Origin of the sequence: Nannocystis bainbridge (genome assembly GCF_028368995.1) — a bacterium.
Taxonomy (GTDB): domain Bacteria; phylum Myxococcota_A; class Polyangia; order Nannocystales; family Nannocystaceae; genus Nannocystis; species Nannocystis bainbridge.
This window is the reverse complement of sequence record NZ_JAQNDL010000003.1, coordinates 2,358,775-2,379,933: the sequence shown is the minus strand read 5'-3', so window position 1 is coordinate 2,379,933 and position 21,159 is coordinate 2,358,775. Positions and strand designations below refer to the sequence as shown.

The 21,159-nt window shown below is 70.7% G+C and carries 15 protein-coding genes; 4 read left to right on the top strand and 11 right to left on the bottom strand.

The features are described from left to right. The first annotated feature begins 67 nt into the window (after positions 1-67). Positions 68-1,279 (top strand): GAF domain-containing sensor histidine kinase, encoded by a 1,212-nt coding sequence (locus POL25_RS34675; protein ID WP_272090595.1) that lies wholly within the window; start codon positions 68-70, stop codon positions 1,277-1,279. A gap of 310 nt (positions 1,280-1,589) precedes the next feature. Here the strand turns inward: POL25_RS34675 and POL25_RS34670 are convergent, their stop codons facing one another. The 4 genes from POL25_RS34670 to POL25_RS34655 are packed head-to-tail and all read right to left on the bottom strand — an operon-like array spanning position 1,590 to position 5,178. Then, complete coding sequence (locus POL25_RS34670) at positions 1,590-2,642, bottom strand: hypothetical protein (protein ID WP_272090594.1); 1,053 nt, start codon at positions 2,640-2,642, stop codon at positions 1,590-1,592. Positions 2,643-2,659: 17 nt separating this feature from the next. Further along, positions 2,660-3,511 carry an HTTM domain-containing protein gene (locus POL25_RS34665; RefSeq protein ID WP_272090593.1) on the bottom strand — a complete coding sequence of 284 codons (852 nt, stop codon included), beginning with the start codon at positions 3,509-3,511 and terminating at the stop codon, positions 2,660-2,662. Next, positions 3,508-4,053 (bottom strand): hypothetical protein, encoded by a 546-nt coding sequence (locus POL25_RS34660; protein WP_272090592.1) that lies wholly within the window; start codon positions 4,051-4,053, stop codon positions 3,508-3,510. Before POL25_RS34660 ends, POL25_RS34665 begins: the two co-directional genes overlap by 4 nt. A 21-nt stretch (positions 4,054-4,074) precedes the next feature. Further along, positions 4,075-5,178, bottom strand: a complete 1,104-nt coding sequence (locus POL25_RS34655; RefSeq protein ID WP_272090591.1) for a hypothetical protein — start codon at positions 5,176-5,178, stop codon at positions 4,075-4,077. Positions 5,179-6,021: 843 nt separating this feature from the next. Here POL25_RS34655 and POL25_RS34650 point away from each other — a divergent pair. Further along, positions 6,022-6,222: a helix-turn-helix domain-containing protein gene (locus POL25_RS34650; protein ID WP_272090590.1), complete on the top strand. Its 201-nt coding sequence runs from the start codon at positions 6,022-6,024 to the stop codon at positions 6,220-6,222. Between the two features lie 636 nt (positions 6,223-6,858). Here the strand turns inward: POL25_RS34650 and POL25_RS34645 are convergent. Then, on the bottom strand, positions 6,859-9,369 hold the full coding sequence (locus POL25_RS34645; RefSeq protein ID WP_272090589.1) for a thiamine pyrophosphate-requiring protein: 2,511 nt from the start codon (positions 9,367-9,369) through the stop codon (positions 6,859-6,861). Positions 9,370-9,460: 91 nt separating this feature from the next. On the opposite strand from POL25_RS34645, the gene POL25_RS34640 reads away from it, so the two are divergent. Both POL25_RS34640 and POL25_RS34635 read left to right on the top strand, forming a co-directional pair. Further along, positions 9,461-12,259, top strand: a complete 2,799-nt coding sequence (locus tag POL25_RS34640; protein WP_272090588.1) for a serine/threonine-protein kinase — start codon at positions 9,461-9,463, stop codon at positions 12,257-12,259. A gap of 29 nt (positions 12,260-12,288) precedes the next feature. Continuing rightward, a complete protein-coding gene (locus POL25_RS34635; protein WP_272090587.1) occupies positions 12,289-13,257 on the top strand; it encodes an ADYC domain-containing protein in 969 nt (322 codons plus the stop codon). 138 nt (positions 13,258-13,395) lie between these two features. Here POL25_RS34635 and atzD read toward each other — a convergent pair whose 3' ends face one another. From atzD to POL25_RS34605, 6 genes are all read right to left on the bottom strand, one after another. Then, positions 13,396-14,490 (bottom strand): cyanuric acid amidohydrolase, encoded by a 1,095-nt coding sequence (gene atzD, locus POL25_RS34630; protein ID WP_272090586.1) that lies wholly within the window; start codon positions 14,488-14,490, stop codon positions 13,396-13,398. Then, positions 14,490-15,059: an ureidoglycolate lyase gene (locus tag POL25_RS34625; protein WP_272090585.1), complete on the bottom strand. Its 570-nt coding sequence runs from the start codon at positions 15,057-15,059 to the stop codon at positions 14,490-14,492. The genes atzD and POL25_RS34625 overlap by 1 nt, the downstream gene beginning before the upstream one ends. A gap of 76 nt (positions 15,060-15,135) precedes the next feature. Continuing rightward, positions 15,136-15,801: a DUF4142 domain-containing protein gene (locus tag POL25_RS34620; protein WP_272090584.1), complete on the bottom strand. Its 666-nt coding sequence runs from the start codon at positions 15,799-15,801 to the stop codon at positions 15,136-15,138. 230 nt (positions 15,802-16,031) lie between these two features. Next, positions 16,032-17,036 (bottom strand): ADYC domain-containing protein, encoded by a 1,005-nt coding sequence (locus tag POL25_RS34615; protein ID WP_272090583.1) that lies wholly within the window; start codon positions 17,034-17,036, stop codon positions 16,032-16,034. Between the two features lie 163 nt (positions 17,037-17,199). Then, entirely contained in the window at positions 17,200-18,132 is a 933-nt protein-coding gene (locus POL25_RS34610) for an ADYC domain-containing protein (RefSeq protein ID WP_272090582.1), read from the bottom strand. 162 nt (positions 18,133-18,294) lie between these two features. Then, positions 18,295-21,015 carry a serine/threonine-protein kinase gene (locus POL25_RS34605; protein ID WP_272090581.1) on the bottom strand — a complete coding sequence of 907 codons (2,721 nt, stop codon included), beginning with the start codon at positions 21,013-21,015 and terminating at the stop codon, positions 18,295-18,297. Between the last annotated feature and the right edge of the window lie 144 nt (positions 21,016-21,159).

The following is a 21,159-nucleotide window of genomic DNA, read 5'->3' as shown; positions in this document are numbered from 1 at the left end:
ACGGCGCGACGCGAGGCCGCGGGCCCGGTGTTGCTGCGGCCCTGGGGGCTCGCCTACGCTGAGATGCATGAAGGTCGCACCGCTCCCGCAGGACGAACTCGAGCGACTGGCGGCGCTGCGCAGCTACGCGGTCCTCGACAGCGCGCCCGAGGTCGACTTCGACGAGCTGACGCGGTTCGCCTCGGAGCTGTGCGGCACCCCGATCGCGCTGGTGAGCCTGGTCGACGCGGGGCGGCAGTGGTTCAAGGCGCGGGTGGGGCTCGACGCGCCCGAGACGCCGCGCGACATCGCGTTCTGCTCGCACGCGATCTTGCAGCGCGGGGTGTTCGAGGTCGAAGACGCGAGCTGCGACCCGCGCTTCGCCGACAACCCGCTGGTGGCGTCGCAGCCGAACATCCGCTTCTACGCCGGGGCGCCGCTGGTCAACGCCGACGGGTTCCCGCTCGGCACGCTGTGCGTGATCGACCGGGTGCCGCGCAGCCTCGATCCGGTGCAGCGCCAGGGCCTGGCGGTGCTCGGCCGGCAGGTGATCGCGCAGCTCGAGCTGCGGCGCAAGCTGGTCGACCTGGCCCACGCGCGCGACCAGGCGCTCGCCGGGGTGCGCGCCAAGGACGTGTTCCTGGCCACGATGGGCCACGAGCTGCGCACCCCGCTCGGCGGGATCCTCGGCCTCAGCGAGCTCCTGCTCGAGGGCCCCGCCGGCGCACCAGCGGCCGGCGGCGACGACCTGCGGGCGATCCACCGCGCCGGCACGCACCTGCTCGAGGTCGTCGAAGACATCCTCGGATTCGCCCAGCTCGAGCTCGACCAGCCGCGCCTGCGCCCGCGCCCGTTCGATGTCGGCGAGCTGCTGGCCGACGTCGAGGCGACCGTGCGCCCGCTGCTGCGCGGCCGCTCGCTGACGCTGAAGGTCGCCCGCGGCCCGGCGCCGATCGTGGCCGATCCGACCCGCGTGCGCCAGATCGTCTACAACCTGGTCGCCAACGCGATCCGCTTCACCGAGCGCGGCGGGGTCGATGTCACGATCGAGGCCGGCGAGGGCACGCTGGCGGTCAGGGTGCGAGACACCGGCATCGGCATCCCCACGGACAAGCTGGCGCTGCTGTTCCGCGACTTCTCCCAGGTCCACGGCGACCACGAGGCCGAGCTGCGCGGCTCCGGCCTGGGCCTGGCGATCAGCCGCCGCTACGCCCGCCTGATGGGCGGCGACATCGTCGCCGACAGCGAACCCGGCCGCGGCTCGACGTTCACGCTGACGCTGCCGCGCGAGCCAGGTTGACGTTTTTTTTAAGAAAAAAGAAGGACATGCACGAAGGTACATGTCCCTCGGTTCCTCTGGTTAGAAACAGAAGCGAGATGCCGAGCGCCCGGCGGTCGCTGGGGGCTCGATGCTCGTCTATGAATGATCGCGATGCCGTGCCTGCCGAGGGCGGCGAGTCATTTTGCGCATGGGAATCGATGCGAGTCGGAGGTCGCCTTGCAGTCGGCATTTCTGCGATCTGACAATCGTGGGCGAGCGCGAAGCACAAGTGCACACGCTCCAATCACCGCACTGCAACTATTAGAGTTGCGGCGTTCGTGAAAAGCAATCACGCCTTGTTCGCCATGCGCAGGAGCTGCTTCGCGCTCAGGCCGGTCGCCTGCTTCGAGCGTCGCGGCGTGCGGACCGGTTTGTCGGCGTCGGGGGTCTCCTCGACGGCCAGCAGGGCGGCGATGAGCACCTCCGCGACGTCCTCGAGCGTGTCGACGACGGCGTCCGCGACGGCGTCCGCGGCGTCGTCGTCGGCGGCGTCGTCGGCGGCGTCGTCGGCGGCCTCTTCGTCGGCGGCCTGGTCGTCGGCGGCCTGGTCCTCCTGCGCCTCTTCTTCGGCCGCCTGCTCGGCGGGCGCGTCGTGGAGGGCCTGCTGCACCGCGTAGTTGACGGCCATGTGCTCGGCCGCCTGGGCCAGCTGGGCCGCCTGATCGATGGCGTCGGCGTCGGCCTCGGACTGCGTCGTGCCGTAGAAGTTGTTCACCGCCGACGCCGCGCCCTCGGGGCGGGACTCGCCGGCGCCCCAGACGTTGCCGTTGAACAGCATCACGCCGGAGGTCGACGACGGCGAGAACGAGATGGCGACGTTGTTCTCGTTGCCGTCGGCGGTGAACCACGCCAGCTCGTTGGTGTCGCTGCCGTTGGTATTCAGCCCGGTGTAGATCGGGTTGTTGATGGTCTTGCCTGCGAAGGTGACGGTCGGCGCGGCGATGACGAGCTGGCCGTCCGACTGTTCGCCCTGGCTCGTGGTGCCCTCGTAGCAATAGTACGTGTCGTTCCAGGTCGAGAGAGCGGCCGCGGGCTGGGTGGCGAAGCCGTAGAAGTTGGGCTCGGTCGGCTGGCTGGTATCCGCGGGCCAGTAAAGGCCGACGAAGGTCATCGCCCCGAACGTCGACGAGGCCGCGAACACGAGCATCGCGCTCGAAGGGTTGCCGGAGGCGGCGGACCACGCCACTTGCACGCCCATCAGCGTCGCGCCCTGGATGACGACGCCGTCGACGGTGACCTGGCCGCTCGCGCCGACGACGACGATCGGGCCCAGCTGATAGGCGCTCGCGCTGGTGTCGTACGCCCAGCTTGTGAAGTAGTTGCCGGCGATGGATACACTCATGGCGGAGCTCCTGGCGCTCACCCGCAGTCGCTGCGGCCGAGCATCGCCGCGATCTCGTGCAGGTGGTTGGACACGAACAGCAGCGCCGGGTAGGTCGCCGCGAACGCGAAGATGAAGATGTTGAGCCCCATCATCGCCGCGCACGCGGCGTGGAAGATCAGCGGGATGACGAGGAAGTAGGCGTTCCACGGCGGCGGCAGCACCAGCACCAGCACGATCAGCGACTCGAACACGATCGTCGAGTGGTTCATGGTCCGGCGCAGCAGCTTGTGGTCGCGCAGCAGGCCGGCCATGAACCGGCTGCCGTAGGTCTCGGTGGCGATGACGCCGAGGATGATGTCGCCCGAGCGCCAGTCGGGCGAGACCAGCTTGGCGACGCCGGCGGTGAGGTACGACAGCAGCGACTGGAAGGCGATGAAGACGACGCAGGCGACCGTGATGACCGGCCGGTCCGGGAACCACGCGATGACGGCCAGCATGAACAGGACGATCGTCGACATCTGGTCGGAGCCGTCTTTGCCGACCGGGTAGCGGAAGTTGACGTAGAGCTGGGTCGCCACCAGCGCCGTCAGGACCGCGGGGTCGAGCGGGCCGCCGCGGGCCAGCTCGACCAGTAGCAGCGCGATCAGGCCGAGGCGCGCGAGCAGGACCGTCAGCACGCCCGGGTAGGCGAACAGCGGGTGCGTGAGCCGCTTGAGCGCGGGCAGCCGCCGCCATTTCGTCTCTCGCCAGAACTCCCACGAGAACAGGCCGTCGCTGCGGCACTCGCGGAGGTTGGCGAGGAACTCGAGCGTCGAGATCGCCATGCCGGCGCCGACGACGAGGCCGCTCACCCGCGCGACGGTGGCCACTTCCATGAATTCGCTCATGACAGCGCCTCGACGCGGTGGAAGTTCGACTCGAGCACCGGGACCGGCGGATCGCGGCGGATGTGGCCGAACGATTTGCGGACGATGAACCGGCGCCGGCAATCCGCCGTCGGCGCGCGCGCGCGCGACGACACATAGTTCAGCATCACCAGGTACGGCACGTACATCTCGAGCGCGAGCGCGTTGCGGGCGATCCGTCGCCGGTGCCGCGCCTTGTAGTTGGTGATGAAGCCGGTGATGTCGTTGATGGCCTTGGTGTTGCGCTTGCACGGGTTCCACAGGAACCGCAGCACCGGCGCGACCCGGCCCTTCGGCATCAGCGAGATCTCGACCGGCTCGGCCATCGAATCGGCGCCGAGCCGGCGGTCCTGATAGAGGAGCTGATAGTCGGTCGTCTTCGGCCGGGGCGCGAAGAACGTCCATTTCGGGATCAGCGAGAGGAAGTTCCAGCGCGCGACGGCGTCGGACGTGGCCTTGAACTGATAGAAGATCGTGGCGATCCCCCAGGCGCACAACACCAGCACGACAGCGGCTTCGAGCATACGGCCTCCCTCTCTCCGGGCTCAGGACTTCGGCTTCTTCAGGTCGAGCAGCTCGCGCGCGGACAGGCCGCTGGCCTTCTTCGCGCGGCCGCGTACGCGCGGCGGCTGGTGCACACCGGGGCTCACCGCGAGGCCCACGTCCTCGGCGAGGTCGTCGGCGGCGTCGTCGTCGCCGCCGTCGTCGTCGTCGTCCTGCGCGGCGTCCTCGTCGTTTTCGGCCTCCTGGTCGGCCTGCCTCGCGTTCTCGTTGGCGTTGTTGCCCACGGCCTCGGCGGCGTCCTCGGCGTCGTCGCCGTCGTCGTCGGCGTCGTCGCCGTCGTCGTCGTCGTCGTCGTCATCGTCGTCGTCGTCGCCGTTGCCGAGCAGCGCCTCGGCGACCTTCTGCACCGCGACGAAGACCACCGCGTTCTCGGCCGCGTGGGCCAGGTCGGCGAGCTGGTCGACGGCTTCGGCGTCGGACTCCGACTGCGTGGTGCCGTAGAAGTTGTTGGCCGAGTTCGGGGCACCCTCGGGCCGGTTGTCGCCGGCGCTCCAGAGGTTGCCGTTGAAGAGCTGGGTCCCGGGGTCCGAGGTCGAATTGAAGAACGAGATGGCGACGTTGTTCTCGTTGCCGTCGGTGGTGAACCAGGCCAGCTCGTTGGTGTCGGTGCCGTTGGCGTTCAGGCCGGTGTAGATCGGGTTTACGATCGTCTTGCCGGAGAACGTGACGCCCGTGCTGGAGACGACCAACTGGCCGACGGATTGCTCGCCCTGGGTGGTGCTCTCGTAGCAGTAGTAGGTGTTGGCCCAGGTCGACTGCGGCTCCGAGGGCTGGGTGGCGAAGCCGTAGAAATTGTTGGAGGTCGGCTGCGTGTCCGACGACATCCAGTAGGCGCCGCTGCAGGTCATCGCGCTGTAGGTCGACGAGTAGGCGAACGACAGCATCGCGCTCGACGGGTTGCCGGAGGCGCTGGACCACGACACGCTGGTGCTGAACACCAACGCGCCTGTGATCGCTACGCCGTCGACGGTGACGGAGTTGTCCGTGCCGATGACGATGATCGGGCCTAACTGATACGCGCTGGACGATTCATCGTACTCCCAGCTCGTAAAGTACGTGCCAGCAATAGACTGGGTCTGAGCCATGTCTGCCCCTTTCGATTCCGATTGTGACGAGAGGTTTTGGTTATAGACCATGGGCGTTGACCGATGGAAGTTAAAAATGAGTGGGCGGATTTTCGCTTTCGCGTCATCCGATGGTGAACGTCGATAAGGCAAGGACCCCGCGCAAGCGCATGCACGATGGTTCATGCGCCGTCCGAGAGATGCGCGCGATCGCCGTCGGCGATGCATTCCGTCGGAGGCGGACAGTACGGCGTTCGTGCATTGTTCTCGGCGATCGCAGACGCCGAATCGGCCATGACGAGTCAGCCGCGATATTATGGATGAGATCGGTGTCGGCGAGTCCCGATCTTCGAATAGCGTGACCGTTGAGGAATGGCGGGCGCGGATTTGTTGGCGTTCTTTGAACCCTCTCTGGGCGGTCGAGGCCGCTGCGCACAGCTCGCTCTGCTTGGACCCGTCGGCGAATGCCGAGACCTTATGGCGCGCTTACCGTGTACGACGCGAATCGCAGCGACAGGCGTCGCGGTTTCGACGGGTCGCCAGGGCCTCGCGCGAATTGGACCGGCGACCGCCACGGTCTCCATCCCAATCCGCGCGACGATGACGGCTCAATCGTTCGCAGCGACACCGCGAGGGGCGGCGCATCGAATCGAGCATCTTCGCGACTCGCGAGGACGCGGCGATCCATCGACCTCACCCAATGCCCGGACGATGGGCCGTGGGCGCCGGTGCGGGGCGAGGCCGGCGGGCAGGCGCGCGCAGAAGCGCGCGGAGCAGCACCAGGCGGGCGTACGACGGTGCGCGGCGCTTATTCAACCGGCGTTGATCCGCGCTGGAACAAGCTCGTGTCGTAAAAGACTTCGCATGCAACAGCTCATCCTTGAGGACTTCAATCTGGGCGCCGCCGAGCGCCGCCTCTGCACCACCGCGCTCGAGCGCGCGGGCAACATCGTCGGGGCGGCCCAGCTGCTCGGGATCACGCGCCACGCGATGAAGCGCCGCATCATCAAGCTCGGCATCGACTGGCCGCGCCGCGTGACCGCGCCGGTCGTGTCTGCCAGCTGAACCGGGCGCGCAGATCCGCGCCCACCCTTGGCTTAGAAAGCCCCTGTTAAAAAGAGAGTAAAGAAGAGCCGGCTGTTCCTCCCGCGCACGCGTGGCGCGAGATGGATGATCGATCGCGGTATCGAGGGCCGGCGCCGAACATTGCCATACATTGACCTTCCCTGGCTTTCACTGGTCGAAGGAGTCGACATAGCTGCCGAGTCGGGCGTGCGGGGGCCGTGATGGCGCTCGCGGTGCTGCCCGCCGCTGCAGGCTCGAAGCAATCGTGACCTCGCCGATTTGGCGGGGTCGCGCCAATTGTGCTCCCGATGTTCGGGCGATCGGTTCGGGAGCGTCGTGGCCGGCGGCCTGCTCGCGGGCGCGGCGCGTCCTGTCCCGAAGGACAGTCGGGCCGCTCGTCGTGGAAGCAAGACTCAGGCGTCGTGTTCGCAGCGGACTTGCAGAGGCGGTGCGGCGGCCGTGGGACCGCCCGGGGCCGCTGTGAACCCGTTCCGCCCTGAAGACGGTTCAGGCTTCTTTTAGGAGATCACGCGTCGCGTTCGCGGGGGCGTCGAGCAGGACGGAGCGGGCCTGCTCACGGGCGCGGCGCGTTCTGTCCCGAAGGACAGTCCGGGCCGCTCGTCGTGGAGGCAAGAATCAGGCGTCGCGTTCGCAGCGGACGTCGAGCAGGACCAGGCGGTCGCCGCTGCGGACCTGCTCGATGGCGCGGCGCACCGACTCCGGGACCGCGTCGGGCTTTTCGACGCGCACCCCGATCCCGCCGCAGGCGCTGGCGATCTGGTCGTACGCGGGGTCGGCCCCGAGGTCGCACAGCGCGAAGTTGTCGGTCGCCTGCGCGTGGCCGCCGGGGAAATCGCCGCGGGTCGACTTGCGGATGGTGCTCCAGGCGCAGTCGTTGAACACCACGACCACGATCGGCAGGCGATGCGCGGCGGCGGCGTGCAGGGCCGACAGGGGGGTGTTGAAGAGGAAGCTGCCGTCGCCGACGGTGGCCACGATCGTGCGGTCGGGACGGGCCATCTTGCCGCCGAGGGCCGCGCCGAGGGCCCAGCCGAGGCCGCTGGCGATCGAGTTCTCGAACCAGCTGTCGGGCAGCCGGCGCGGGACCAGCACCGGGTCGAGCGGGTACTCATTAAAAATCACGACCTCGTCGTCGATCGCCTGGCCGATGCAGCGCGACAGCCAGCGCTTGGTGATCGCGGACCGGTGGGCGTCGATGTCGGCGGCCACGCGGGCGTTGGCGAACGCGACCCCGTGCTCGATGCGCAGCGCCTCGCGGCGGGCGGCGACGTCGGGCGCGGGGTCGGCGTCGAGCAGGCGGGTGAGCAGGCGCAGGCTCTCGGCCGGATCGCCGGGCAGCGCCAGGTCGCTGGGGAACCCGCGCAGCGGCAGGTCGGCGAACAGCGGGTCGACCCCGATCTGCACGATCGGCGGCACCTGTCCGTGGGGCAAGGCGACGAACGCGGGGATGAACGGCACCGGGTCCTCGACCGCGAGGATCAGGTCGGCCTGCGGGACCTGCGAGGTCGGGTCGAAGCCGAGGTGGACCGGGCAGTCGGTCGCCAGGTTGAAGAAGTTGCGCTTGCCGAATTCGACCACGCCGATGCCGTGGCGGGTCGCCAGCTGCCACAGCGCCTCGGGCCCGCCGCGGTAGCGCCCGAGCTCGGCGGTGAGGATCAGCGGCCGCTTGGCGGTGCGCAGCGCGTGGGCGACCCGCGCCAGGGCGACCGCGTCGGGCCGGGCCGGCGGGTTGGCGCGCAGCCGCGGGCGCGGGGTCACCGGGGCGCTGCTGGCCGGCGCGCACAGGACCTCCTTCGGCAGGGTGAGGTAGACCGGGCCGGCGGGGTCGCTGTCGGCGATCGCCAGGGCGCGGTCGACCGCGACCTCGAGGTGCTCGGCGGTGGCGAGCCGGTAGTCCCACTTGGTGAACTCGCGGAAGTAGGCGGCCTGGTCGAAGCTGTCCTGGCCCCATTGCACGAAGTTGGTGCGGTGGCCGGGGACCGCGGGCGAATCGGTGTAGGGCGTGAGGCCGGCCATCACCAGCATCGGCACGCGCGCGCGCCGGGCGTTGATCAGGCCGAGGCCCGAATTGGCGGTGCCGACATTGACGTGGGCCATGACCGCCGGGACATGTCCCGAGAGCAATTGATAGCCATGGGCCATGGCGATCGCGGTGTTCTCGTGGGCGGCGGCGACGATGCGCGGGGCCGCGGCGCCGGGGCGGGCCAGCGCCTCGATGATCGGCGTGAAGTCGGTGCCCGAGTTGCTGAACAGGCACGGGACGTCGCGGCGGTGCAACTGCTCGAGCAGGGCCTCGGCGACGGTGGTGGCGCTGCTCGGGGCCGGCGACGCGGGCGGCAGGGCCAGCGCCTGCGGGGCGCGGGCGCGGGCGCGGCGGAGGAACGGCGCGAGGGCGGCGTTGAAGGCCTCGGCGCGGTCGAGGTTGCAGAAGTGGCCGCCGCCGGCGAGCACCCGCAGCTCGGCCATCGGGATGCGGGCGAAGAGGTCGAGCAGCAGCGGATCGACGGGGGTGATGCGGTCGTCGCTGCCGCCGAGCAGCAGCACCGGCACGTCGATGCGCGGCAGCAGCTCGCGGTAGTCGACCTGCATCATCGCGTGCCATGACTGCAAGAACACCTCTTTGTCCTTGCCGCCCTCGACCGCGATCGCGGCGTCGATGAGGGCGCGCGGGGCGTCGGCGGCGTAGAGGTTCGGCATGTCCATGGCGGCGCTCTCGGCCATCGACATGCGGCCGAGCTTGTCCTCCATCCACGTTCGCCGAGCCTCTGCCTCGGGGTGAAAACACCACGTGGCGGCCAGCGTCAGCGACTGGACCCGCTCCGGCGCGCGCGAGAAGATCTCCTGGGCCACGACCCCGCCCATCGAGAGGCCGACGAAGTGAGCGCGGTAAAAACCTGCCTCTTCGACCAGGTCGATGGCGTCGTCGGCGAAGTTCTGGATCGAGATCTCGGGCCGGTCGGCGCTGAAGCTGCGGGCGTGGCCGCGCATGTCGAAGGTCAGCGTGCTGTAGCGCGCCCGCAGAGCCTCGACCTGGGGCCTCCACGAGCTGTGGTCGCCGCCGACGGCGTGGAGGAAGACGACGAGTTCATCGCCGCCCTGGGTGAGCGCGGTGTGGATCCGGGGCATCGACCCGCGAGGGTAATGCGGTAGGCGAAGGTGGGCAAACCATGCGAGGATGGCGCAGCCGACGAGAAGCCGCTCAGAACGGCGTTCATCCATGGACCCGGGGATCCACGACACCGCGCTCCAGACCACGGGCCTGGCCGCCTCGCCAAAGCTGGGCGATCCCGAGGTGTCGACGGCGATCGAGCCGTCGACCACGGTGGCGGGCGGCAAGCTCGGCCGTTTCATGATCCTGGAACCGCTCGGCTCGGGGGCGATGGGGGTGGTCTACACCGCCTACGACGAGACCCTCGACCGCAAGGTCGCGGTCAAGGTCCTGCGCGACACCGGGGAGAGCGCGCAGCGGCGATTGCTGCGCGAGGCGCAGGCGATGGCGCGCGTCTCGCATCCCAACGTGGTGACGGTGCTCGAGGCCGGCATGGCGGGCGGGCAGGTCTACGTGGCGATGGAGTTCATCCGCGGGCAGACGCTCGGCGGCTGGATGCAAGCGACGCTGCGCGAATGGCACGAGATCGTCGAGGTGTTCGTGCAGGCCGGGCGCGGGCTGGCGGCGGCGCACACGGCCGGGCTGGTCCACCGCGACTTCAAGCCGAGCAACGTGATGATCGACGAGGCCGGGCGGGCGCGAGTGCTCGACTTCGGGCTGGTGCGCGCGGCGGTGCCCGAGGCGCCGCGCGCGGTGACCGGGGTGCGCAGCAGCAGCGGCAGCGGCAGCGGCAACATCAGCGTCGGCAACAGCAAGCTCGACATGCACCTGACGCACGACGACCAGATCGTCGGCACGCCGGCGTACATGGCCCCGGAGCACTGGCAGGGCCTGTCCCCCGAGCCAGCCGCCGATCAGTTCAGCTTCTGCGTCGCGCTCTACGAGTGCCTCTACGGGGCCTCGCCGTTCCCGTACGGCGACGCCGCCGAATTGGTGCTCAAGGTGCTGCACGGGCAGGCCGCCGAGCCGCCGCGCAAGCGCGGGCTGCCGGCGTGGCTGGCCCCGGTGGTGATGCGGGGTCTGAAGAATGACCCAAAGGACAGGTTCCCGGGGATGCCGGCGCTGCTGGCCGCGCTCGACCGCGGGCGGGCGCGCGGGCGTCGGCGCTGGGTGGTGGTGACGGCGCTCCTGGGGCTGGTCGCGGGGGCGGCGATCGTGTTCGCCCGCGCGAGCGACGACCGCACCTGCACCGGCGCGCCCGAAGAATTGTCGCGGGTGTGGGGGCAGGCGCGGCGCGACGCGGTGGCGACGGCCCTCGGGGCGGCGGCGCCGGGCTACGCGTCGGTGGTGTGGCCGCGCGTGCAGGAGGAGCTCGACGGCTACGCGGCCGGCTGGCGCGCGTCGCATCGCGAGGCCTGCCTCGCGCATCTCCACGGCCAGCGCTCCGGCACCTTGCTCGATCAGCAGATGCGCTGCCTCGATCAACGCTTGCAGGCGCTCGCCGAGACCGTCGCCACCCTCGCGGCCGCGGACGCGGACGTGGCCCTGCGCGCGCTCGAGGTCGCGGGCGACCTGCCGCGGCTCGAGGGCTGCCGCAACCTCGAGGCGCTGTCGTCGGAGCAGCCGCCACCTGACGACCCCGAAAGCGCCGCGCGGGTGGCGGAGCTGCGCGGGCAGATCACGCAGGCGCAGGTGCTGGCCCGCTCGGGTCGACTGCCGGACGCGATGGCGCGGGCCAGCGAGTTGGTGAACGCGAGCGAGGCGATCGACTACTTGCCGGTGCGCGCCGAGGCGCTATTGCTGCGCAGCAGACTCGACCTGCATCAGCCGGTTCAGAAGGGTGACGAGATCGACAGACTGACCCAGGCGATCGGCGCGGGGTTCGAGGCCCGGGCCGACGGCATCGCGGCCGAGGCGCTGGCGCTGCGGATCTACGCGATGGCGCGGCAGCCCGGGCTGGTCCCGCGGGCGCTGGCCGACGAGCCGCTGGCGCTGGCGCTGGCGGAGCGCAGCTCGACCCCGGCGGCGCTGCGCGGGCTGGTGCTCAACAACATCGGCACCGCCCATCTGGCGCAGCAGGATCCGGCGCAGGCGCGGCGCTACTTCAGCGAGGCGCTGGCGGTCCGCGAGGTGGCGCTGGGCGCCGACGATCGCGAGGTCGCGTACACGTTGATCAACCTGGCGCTCGCCAGCGACGCCGGGCCGGAGCGCGAGCGGCTGCTGGCGCGGGCGCTGGCGATCCTCGAGCTCGAGCTGGGGCCTGCGCATCCGGAGACGATCGACGCCCGGCTGACCGCGGCGCACCTCGCCGATGTGGCGGCCGGACCGGGGCTGGTGCGCCCCGGCTGCGTCGCGCTCGACCGCTTCCTCGCGGGGGACTTCGCCCCGCGCGCGCGCTGTCTGCTGTATCTCGGGCGCCTCGCGCTCGAGCTGGGCGACGACGACGAGGCCGAGTTCGTGTTCGCCACCGGCGCGGCGCTCGGCGAGCGCGACGCGGGCGGCAGCAAGGGGCTGACGGAGCTCGAGCTGGCGGCGCTCGTCGGTTACGCGGCGCTGGGCTCCGGCGCGTACGATGCCGCCATTCGCCAGCTCGAGGCCGCCCTGGCCAACCTCCCGCAAGCCTGGTGGTCGCGTTTGGATGCCGCCGAGCTGCGCTCGATCCTCGGCCACAACTTGCTCGCCGCCGGACAGCCGGCGCTGGCCCGCGACGCGTTCGCGTCGTCGATCGCGGATTACGCGGCGATCGTCGACGGGGAGCCGCGATTCATGGCGTCGATGGCCCGCACCCGCCGGGGGTTGGTCGAGGCGTTGGTGGCGCTGGACCTCGCTCGCGCGGCGGACACTCGTTCGATCCTCCAAGCGTCGCTCGATTTTTATCGCGGCGCCGGGCCCAGCTTTGCGCGACAGTTGGCGCGGACCGAGCGGTTGGTGGCCCTCACGGCCGCCGGGGACACGGTCGGTCCATAAAGCAGTACGAACTCGGGAGTGGAAGTAACATGTACCAAAAGACATATCACTGGATCTTCGCGGCCGTCACGGCGATGACGGCGGGCTGCGACGGGGAGAGCGTCGAGGAGGTCGGCGGCGGCGACGAAGTCGCGCTGCGGCCCCACGCGTGCCCGGTCTGGCGCTGCGGCTTCAACTCGGCCGACGTCAACGGCAGAGCGATCCGCGAGCTCAACCTCGACGGCGTCGCCAACAGCGAGGGCCTGCGTATCACCGGCTTTTTGGCGCCGCTGGGGCTGCTCGGCAATTATCGCCTCGAGGTCGAGAACGACGCGCTGGTCGCCCGCAACCCGGGCGGTCAGACCCTGAAGGGGGCGCAGTTGATCGGGGCGACGATCCTGGTCCAGGCGTCGGGGCTGCTGTCGTTGCCGGTGCCGATCACGGTGCTCGGCTATCAGGAGGTCGATTCGTGGGCCGCGGGCGCGCCGAAGGTGCCGACCTACGCGCTGCTGTACCCCGACCTGGGGGCGCTGCTCGGGGTCCGCAACGTCTGTAGCGGCGACCTGCTCGACACGCTCGCCAGCGCGGCGACGGTGCTCGGCGGCGAGACCTACGACCTCGCGGCCAAGACGGTGACCCCGAACCGCAACCGCTGGCTGACGATCGCCTGCGCCGGCTCGGCCGCCGCCAAGATGCGCCTGCTCGGCTACGGGCCGCAGTCGAGCGCGACCACGCCGGCGCAGCGCCAGGCGACGCTCAAGATGGTCACCGCGGACTACTGCGGCGAAGGCGTGAGCTACACGCAGAACGGCACCGAGGTCCACTGGGCCAACGCTGGCGGCACGGTGGCGCCGGGGTCGACGGCCGAGCTCGGCGACGTCGAGGCGGTGTGGAACGAGGACGGGGCGCTGTGCCTCGGCAGCCCGCGGGTCGCCGGCACCGTCACCGACTGTGGCCTGCCGAGCTGCGCGGGGCGGGACGTCGACGACGGCGAGTGGGTCACGTACGTGGCCGACTGATGGCGCGAAGGACATGACCGATCGGGCATGCTCGATCGGTCATGTCCTGTCGGGCATGTTCTGTCGGGCATGTCCCTGAGGACTGCCGTCGCCGCCGGTCCGGCGCTTCCGCGGCGCGGGTGAGTCGGCGCGCCGAGCTCACGGGGCGCGGGCGATGATCGCCAGCGGGCCGCCGCCGAGGGGGCCGTGGTGTTCGGCGCGGGTGCTGACGTAGATGCAGGGGTCGCCGACGACGCTGGCGAGCACGGCTGCGAGGGCGGCGCGGGAGTGGCGGGTGTCGTCGATGTCGTCGTCGGACAGCATGGTGTGGCGGCGGCCGCGGATCGATCCGCGGGGGTCGGCCTCGCTCTTGGCGAACACGCCGACGACGCGGGCGCGCTGCTCGGGGGTTAGCTGGCCGCCGGCCACGGGCAGGCCGAGCTCGGCGAGCAGGGCGCGCACGGCGTCGACGTCGAGGATGTCCTTGAGGACAGTGTGACCGACGACCAGGTCGCCGCTCGCGCGGTCGCTGTTGCCGAACATGAGGATCTCGGTGCGCTGTAGGCCGGGCTTGGCCGAGCACGAGGCGACGCCGGAGTAGAGCGACCAGTCGTCGCAGACGACGTCGTCGGAGAGGTCGGCGCGGGTGACCTCGCCGAGGGCGAGGGCCACGCCGAGGGCGCTGGCGGCCCGCGAGTGGACCATGTCGTTGCGCAGCGGGGCGCCGGCGCGGCGGGCGGCCAGCGTGGCCTCGTGGTCGGCCTTCGGGATCGCGCCCTTCATCTGCACGAGGTGGACGTCGGCCGGCGCCAGGCGCAGCTCGCTCGCCAGCTCGGCCACCGCGCGCGCGGTCTCCTCGATCTGCGGCGTGCGCCCGATCTCCGCCGGCGTGAACGGCCGCGTGTGAGCTGTCCCGACGACCATGCGCTTCGGGCCAGGTTCTTTGGACCAGGTGCCGGAGCGGGCGAACACCACCACGTGCGGCGAGACGAGCCCCTCGGTCCCGCCCGACAGCGAGAACACCACGCGGTCCTGCACGCGCGCCGGCGGCAGGCCGAGGCGCGGGGCCAGCAGGTCCTCGAGCGCGCGCATGGCGAGGTCGCGGGTGAAGTCGTTGCGGCCGCCGTTGCCCTCGGTCTTGCCGAGCACGCACACCAGCCGGTCGGCGCGCACGACCCCGTCGTCGAGCAGGGCCTGCAGCCCGCGCACGTCGGCGGGGCCGTCGGTGGGCAGCTTGAAGGCGTCGACGCGCATCAGAACAGCACCGCGCGCAGCTGGGCGCCGAGGCGCTTGCGGATGTCGAGCTTGAACACGTCGCCGTGGGCCATCTCGGCCGGCTCGCGCATGCTGGCGAGCGCCTCGACGACCTCTTCGGAGTTGGCGGTGAGCACGGTGACGGGGCCTTCGACGGCGAGCGGGAAGTCGTGCCAGGTGCCCTCGTGGATCATGACGCCGCTGCCTGGCGGGAGGACGAAGCAGCGCACGTCGTCGAGGTCGGGGGTGTCCATGCCGCGCTGGTGGGTCGGCTTGCCGAGGACCATGGCGAACGGCTGGTCGCCGAGGCCGACGAACAGCTGGGTCATGTTCATGTGCCGCTCGAGCCAGGTGATCTCGGGCTGGCGGCGGTGGATGCGGGCCGAGCGGATGACGCAGCGGCCGTTGCACTTGAAGGCGAAGTTATGGCCCTCTTCGACGGCCCCCTTGTAGAAGGGGATGCCGAGGCCGGCCTGGGGGACCTCGGTGCCGATGTAGAGGCCATAGTCGGCCACGGCCTCTCGGGAGGCCGGGACCACGGGGACCTCGATGTCGCGGACGGCTTGCATGCCTCGCCATGATGCCACGCCGGCGCGCCGGCGAGCAAACCGCGGCGGCGGCGGCGGCGGCTCGCCTGCCGGGGCGTCAGCTCTTGGGCGCGGTGAGGCTGGCCTGGAGCTGCTTGGCGGTGTCGTAGTGGCGTTCGAGGGTGGCGCGGAAGTTGTTCAGCTCGACCCGAAGGTCCGGCATCTGGGCGTGCGGCAGCAGCTTGGTGTCGATGAAGTTGATCCACATCGCGTGGGTGTCGACCTGCATGTCGACGTAGGTCTTGTCGAAGTCGTCGCCCTTGCCGACCTTCTCCAGGACCTCCATCTTCTGCTTGGCGTCGTTCTTGATGTCGTCGCGCAGCCGGCTGTCGGTCTTGCGCAGGCCGAGGCGGTCGCGGGTCTCCTCCTCGCGCGCCTTCATGGCCCCGTGGTCGCTGATCATCAGCGCCGCGAACTCCTTGACGCGGGTGCCCTTGGCCCACTTCTTGGCGTACTCGGCCATCTTCATCTCCTCCTCGCTCATGATGCTGAGGACGCCGAAGATCTCGTCGTCGTTGGTCATGTACTCGGGCGGCGCCTTGACCTTGGCGTCCTCCGGCATCGCCGCGACGGCGACCGCCGCCGGGTCGTCGGTCCGGGTGTTGGTGGCGGGCAGGTCGGACGAGATCGGGGTCGGGGGGCTCGTGTCCGGGTTCGTGCGCGAGCAGGCGGCGGCGGCGAGCACGAGCGTCAGCGCGATCGGAGAAGGTTTGCGGTGGTGCATGGCCGGAGGGGTGGCCGCATTCGCGCCGCGGTGCCATGTGGCCCGGATCGCAGATGCGCCTGCGCGCCGTCCAGCCCGCCCGCGGCCGGCGGGCGGTCCGCGCGGCGCGATCGCAGGCGAGCGTGCGCGGGCGGCTCCGTGTCCAAGACATGGCGTAAAGGACATGTCATGACATTGCCCTCCGCTCGCCCGCTGGCGAGATCTTTGGGCGGACCCGGGCGATCGGTGCGTCAGTCGGGGACGAAGGTCGCCCACTCGCCGTCGTCGAGCGTGAAGGCGTCGCAGGCCGGGAGGGGGCAGGCGACGTCGGCGTCGTCGAGCCGGGTGGCGTCGAGGCAGAGCGCGCCGCCAGGGCCCCAGATCGCCTCGGGGAGGCCCCACGGGCCGGGCGAGACGACGGTGCCGCCGCTGTTCTCCCACTGCAGCGGAATATGGTTGCCGGTATAGCTGTCGCCGTGGCCGCAATAGTCGGCGGTGATCATCTTGAGGGTGGCCTGGCGCTGGGCGACGCTGGCAGGGTGGCCGTCGCCGTCGAAGTCGCCGTGCGGGCCGTAGTTCATCAGCCGCATCTTGGCCGCGGCCGAGCCGGCGCAGGCGATCGTCAACCACCGGTCGCGCCCGGGCTCGACGGTCTTGGCGTCGAGGTCGTAGGTCTCGCCGCCGAGCACGGTGGCCGCGGTGGTGAGGACGTCGAGCAGGTCGCCGTTGCACACGTTGCGCACGCCGAGCAGCGACTCGAGGTCGAGGTAGAGCATCGCGTAGGCCGGGACCTTGCCGGCGCCCGCGGCCCAGCCGTCGATCTCCTGATAGTCGATGATGGTGATCGGCAGCGGCAAGGACAGGAGGCCCGGCTTCTTGACGAGGATCGTCGCGCCGACCAACTGATTACCGCGCAGGACCTTGCCGCCGGCGTTGCGGGCGATCAATTCGTCGCCGGCGAAATCGAGCCTGTAATTGCCGAAGAGGCCGGCGGGGGCGATAAAGCCGATCATGCGCACGCCGTCGGCGTTGGCGAGGCCGTCGAGGTTGAGCTCGCGGATCGATCGGCCGTTGACCTCGGCCGAGTTGAAGCCGCACTGCCAGACAGGGCAATGATACGGGCGCGCCTCGATGTCGGCGTCGATGTCGGCGTCGATGTCAGCCTCGAGCCCGGGTTCGACGCAGCCGGCGACGAGCGCCGCGATCGCGCCGACGCCACCGCATAACCGCCGGAGCGGGATGGTCGCTGATGTCATGCTCCCACTGTGAGGCCCGCCGGAGGATGCGGGCGAACGGCGGCCACGGGGGGTGTCTGTGGCGGGCGCCGCGGCGGCCCGCGAGACGTGCGTCGAGGTGCGAAGCCGCCGCCGGGCCCGGTCGATTGTGGGGTGCCGGCTGCGAGCGTGCGCGCAAGAGACGTCAGTCGGGCACGAAGGTCGACCACTCGCCGGCCGGGCCGTCGTACTCGGAGCACGAGGGCAGGGCACACGGGACCTCGACGTCGGGGAGGCGCGTGGCGTCGAGACACGCCGCCCCGGAGGCGGTCCAGATCGCCTCGACGGCGCCGTAGGGGCCAGGCGAGGCGACGGTGCCGTCCTGGTTCTCCCACTGCAGCGGCGTGCCGTTGGCGGTATAGCTGTGCCCGGTGCCGCAGTAGTCGGCGGTGATCATCTTGAGGGTCGCCTGGCGCTGCGCCACGCTCGAGGCGTGGCCCTGGCCGTCGAAGTCGGTGTGCGGGCTGTAGTTCATCAGCCGCATCTTGGCGGCGGCCGAGCCCGCGCACGCGAGGGTGAGCCAGCGCCGCTGCCCGGGATTGACGGTTTTTTGCGTCAAATCATAGGTCTCGTCGGAGATGACCGTGACCGCGCTGGCGAGGGCGTCGACCAGGTCGCCGCTGCAAACATTGCGCACTCCCAGCAGCGCGCCGACGTCGGGGTACACGATGGTGTACGTCGGGACCTTGGCCGCGCCGTCGGCCCAGGCGTCGACCTCCTGATAACCGAGCACCGTCAGCGGGATCGGCAGCTCGAGCGGGCCGTCCTTGCGGACGAAGATGATTGCGCCGAACAGCTGCGCGCCCTTGAGCGTCTTGCCCTGGGCGTTTCGGGCGATCAGCGCGTCACCGTCGGTGTCGAGCTTGTAGCCGCCCAGCAGGCCCAGCGGCGCGACAAAGCCGACGATGCGCACGCCGTCGCTGTTGGGCTCGCCGTCGAGGTTGAGCTCGCGGATCGAGCGACCATTGAGGTCGGCGGCGTTAAATCCACATTGCCATGTGGGGCAATTGTAGGGGCGGAGTCGGGTGTCCTCGATCTCGGGGTCGTCACACCCCGCGAAGAGAGGAGACGAAACCATGATAGCTGCGCAGATTCGCCAGTGTCGCATATAGCCTCCGGTCCCGGGATTGTGTGATGTGCAACCCAAGAGGGAGGAACGACGGCGATTGTTGAATCGTATTCGACGAGAACGGGGGCGCGCAGGCCTCGCACTCGCGAGTGCGAAGATGCCGCGATCTGTTTACTCCAGTCGCTGACGGCGTTGGGCGATTGTCGGCAGGCGCCATGCGAAATCGCCCGCGGATTCGCGGTACCATGATTCGGCGACAGCGAGCTCGTGCGCGGCGGCCTCCGGGTCGAAGCTGGCGCGCAGGGCGTCGGCGTAGGCCAGCCGGGCGCCGGCGAGGGTCCGCGGCAGGACGTTGTCGTGGGCCTTGGCCGCGACCTGCTCGAAGATGGCGACGCTGGCCGCGAGCGCGCGCCGGGCCCCCGGGATGTCGCCGTCGGCGAGCAGGTGCAGGCCGATGCACAGCTCGATCTCGGCGACCTTTCGCCGCTGCCACCATTCGCCGCCGCGCAGCTCGTCGAGCGTGCGCCCGAGGTAGATCAGGGCGTCAGCGTGGGCGCCGTCGACCAGGCCGGCGTAGCCGCGGATCAGGGCGTTGTCGAAGCGGAACGGTGAATCGGGCTCCGTATCCGCCATTCGCTCGATCAGCGCGCGCGCGCGCACGATCGCGTCGTCGGCGATCGCCGGCTCGCCGGCGTCGCGCGCGTGCGCGGCCAGGTGCTGTAGACATTCGGCGCGGGCGCGCGAATCGTCGGGGCGGTACAAGTCGAGGGCGTCGCAGCCGCGCTCGAGCAGCTGCACGGCCTCCTGGGGATCTTCGGCGAGGGCGCCGGCGAGGATCCGCACCGCCATGGCCTCGGGGTGGGCGAGGCCGAGGTTGTTCTCGAGGATCGTCAGCGACTCGCCGACGAGCTCGCGGGTGCGGGCGGGATCTCGCGCCAGCAGGGCCAGGTTGCCGAGCGTCTTGGCGACCTCGACGTCGTCCTCGCTGGCGGCCCGGCGCAGGCGCAAGGACTCGCGCAGGTACGGCTCGCCCTTGGCGCCGTCGCCAGCGGTGAGGTACAGCGAGCCGGCGTTGTTGAAGGCGAGCGCCTGCAGGCTCGGCGGGTTGCCGATCCGGGGCAACAAGGCGGTGACGACCTCGAGGTCCTCGAAGGCGCGCGGCAGGCCGTGCGGGGCGTGGCTGCGGGCGTAGAGGCGCAGCGCGAGCGCCTCGACCACGCGGTTGTCCTCGCCGGCGCCGAGGGCCACGAGATAGGCGCGAGTGAGGAATGGTTCGGCGCGGGTCGGGTCGATCTCGATGTCGAGGCGGCCGCGCAGGAGCAGCGCCTCGGCCAGGGTGGCCCGGTCGCCGAGCGCGTGGGCCTCGCGCAGGGTCCACTCGGCGAGCTGGCGGGAGGTCCGGATCCGTCCGGCCCGGGCGTGGATCTTGACGTCCTCGAGCTCGGCCATGACCTTGCGGCGACGCAGGGTGGTGCCGATGTCGCGCGAGGCCCGGGTGTGCGCGACGAGGCTGGCGCTGCTGCGACACTCGGCGGGGTCGGGCAAAGAGGTCGCGACCTCGAGCGCGTGCAAGGCCACGCCGGCGTCGGCCTTGCGCAGGACGACGACGGCCGAGGCCAGCGCGGCGCGGGCCCGCTCGAAGCAGGCCGAGCTGCGCAGCGCCAGCTCCTCGGAGAACTCGTGGCGCTCGCGGGCCTCGCAGGCGGCCCGGTAATGGGTCTTCCAGTCGAGGGTCCAGGCGCCCAGCTTGGCGCGGACCTGCGGCCAGAACTCGGTGGCGAACGCGGGCGGCAACTTGGCGAAGGTGCGCTCGATCGCCGCCTGCGCGTCGCGGTGCCACACCGGATCGATCTGCGCGGCGCCGTCGCTGCAGGTTTCGACCGCCAGCGGGCGCGCGCCGAGGTAGCCGCCGCCGAGACCGAGGAGCGCCGCCGCGGCGACCGCCCCGAGCAGCGTGCGACGGCCGCGGCTGCGGTGGTGGTCGAGGTTGCGCAGCAGCTCCTCCATGCTGGCGAACCTGTCCTCGGGGTTCTGTCGGAGCCCGCGCAGGATCGCGGAGCTGAGCCACGAGGGCACGCGGACGTGCCGTGGCGGCGCGCGGACCTGGCCGCCGGTGATGGTGACGCGCAGCTCCTCGGCGCTGTCGCCGGGGAACGGCAGCTGGCCGAACAGGCCCTGGTACAGCGAGGCGCAGAAGCTGAACTGGTCGGAGGCGGGGCCGACCGGGAGGCCGAGGAACTGCTCCGGGGGCATGTAGGCCGGCGTACCGACGATCTCGCGGCGGGCCTTTTCAGGGGTGCACGACAGGCCGAAGTCGAGGACGCGGACCCGGCCGTCGTCGCCGATCATGGCGTTGTTGGGCTTGAAGTCGCGGTGGACCAGGCCGGCGGCGTGGGCCGCAGCGAGGCCGCGGCCGGCCTGGATGAACGCGTCGAGCACCTCGGGCCACGGGCGCGGCTGCTTCTCGAGCCAGGCCTGGAGCGTCTCGCCGTGGACGAACTCCATGGCGATGAAGATGCCGTCGTCGTGGAGGCCGACCTCGTGGACGACGGCGACGTTGGGGTGCGAGACCTTGGCCATCGCCTGGGCCTCGTCGTGGAGGCGCACGCGGCCGTGGCTCTCGGGGCGGCCCTGCGGGCGCAGGGCCTTGAGCGCGACCTTGCGGTCGAGCTCGGGGTCGTAGGCGGCGTAGACGATGCCCATGGCGCCGGCGCCGAGGTACGAGAGCACGGTGAAGCGACCGATCTCGCGGCCGGGCTCGAGCGTGACCGGGTCCGGCGAGGTCGGAGAGACGGGGGTCTTGCGGGTCGACGCGGCCGCCCTGCCCTGGCCGCCGACGGGGCCGGGACCGCTGCCATCGGGCGCATGCGGGGCTGGATGCGACTTCGACACGAGGCGCTTTGCTAAGAGGGCCCGATCCTCCACCGTAGTCAAGCGGCGTAGAGACTGTTCAGGCTTTGGGGAGAATACTGCCTGCTCGATCGATCACAGACCCGGGTCCGGCGGACCATGAGGCGCGCGAATTGGTGCGAGCGC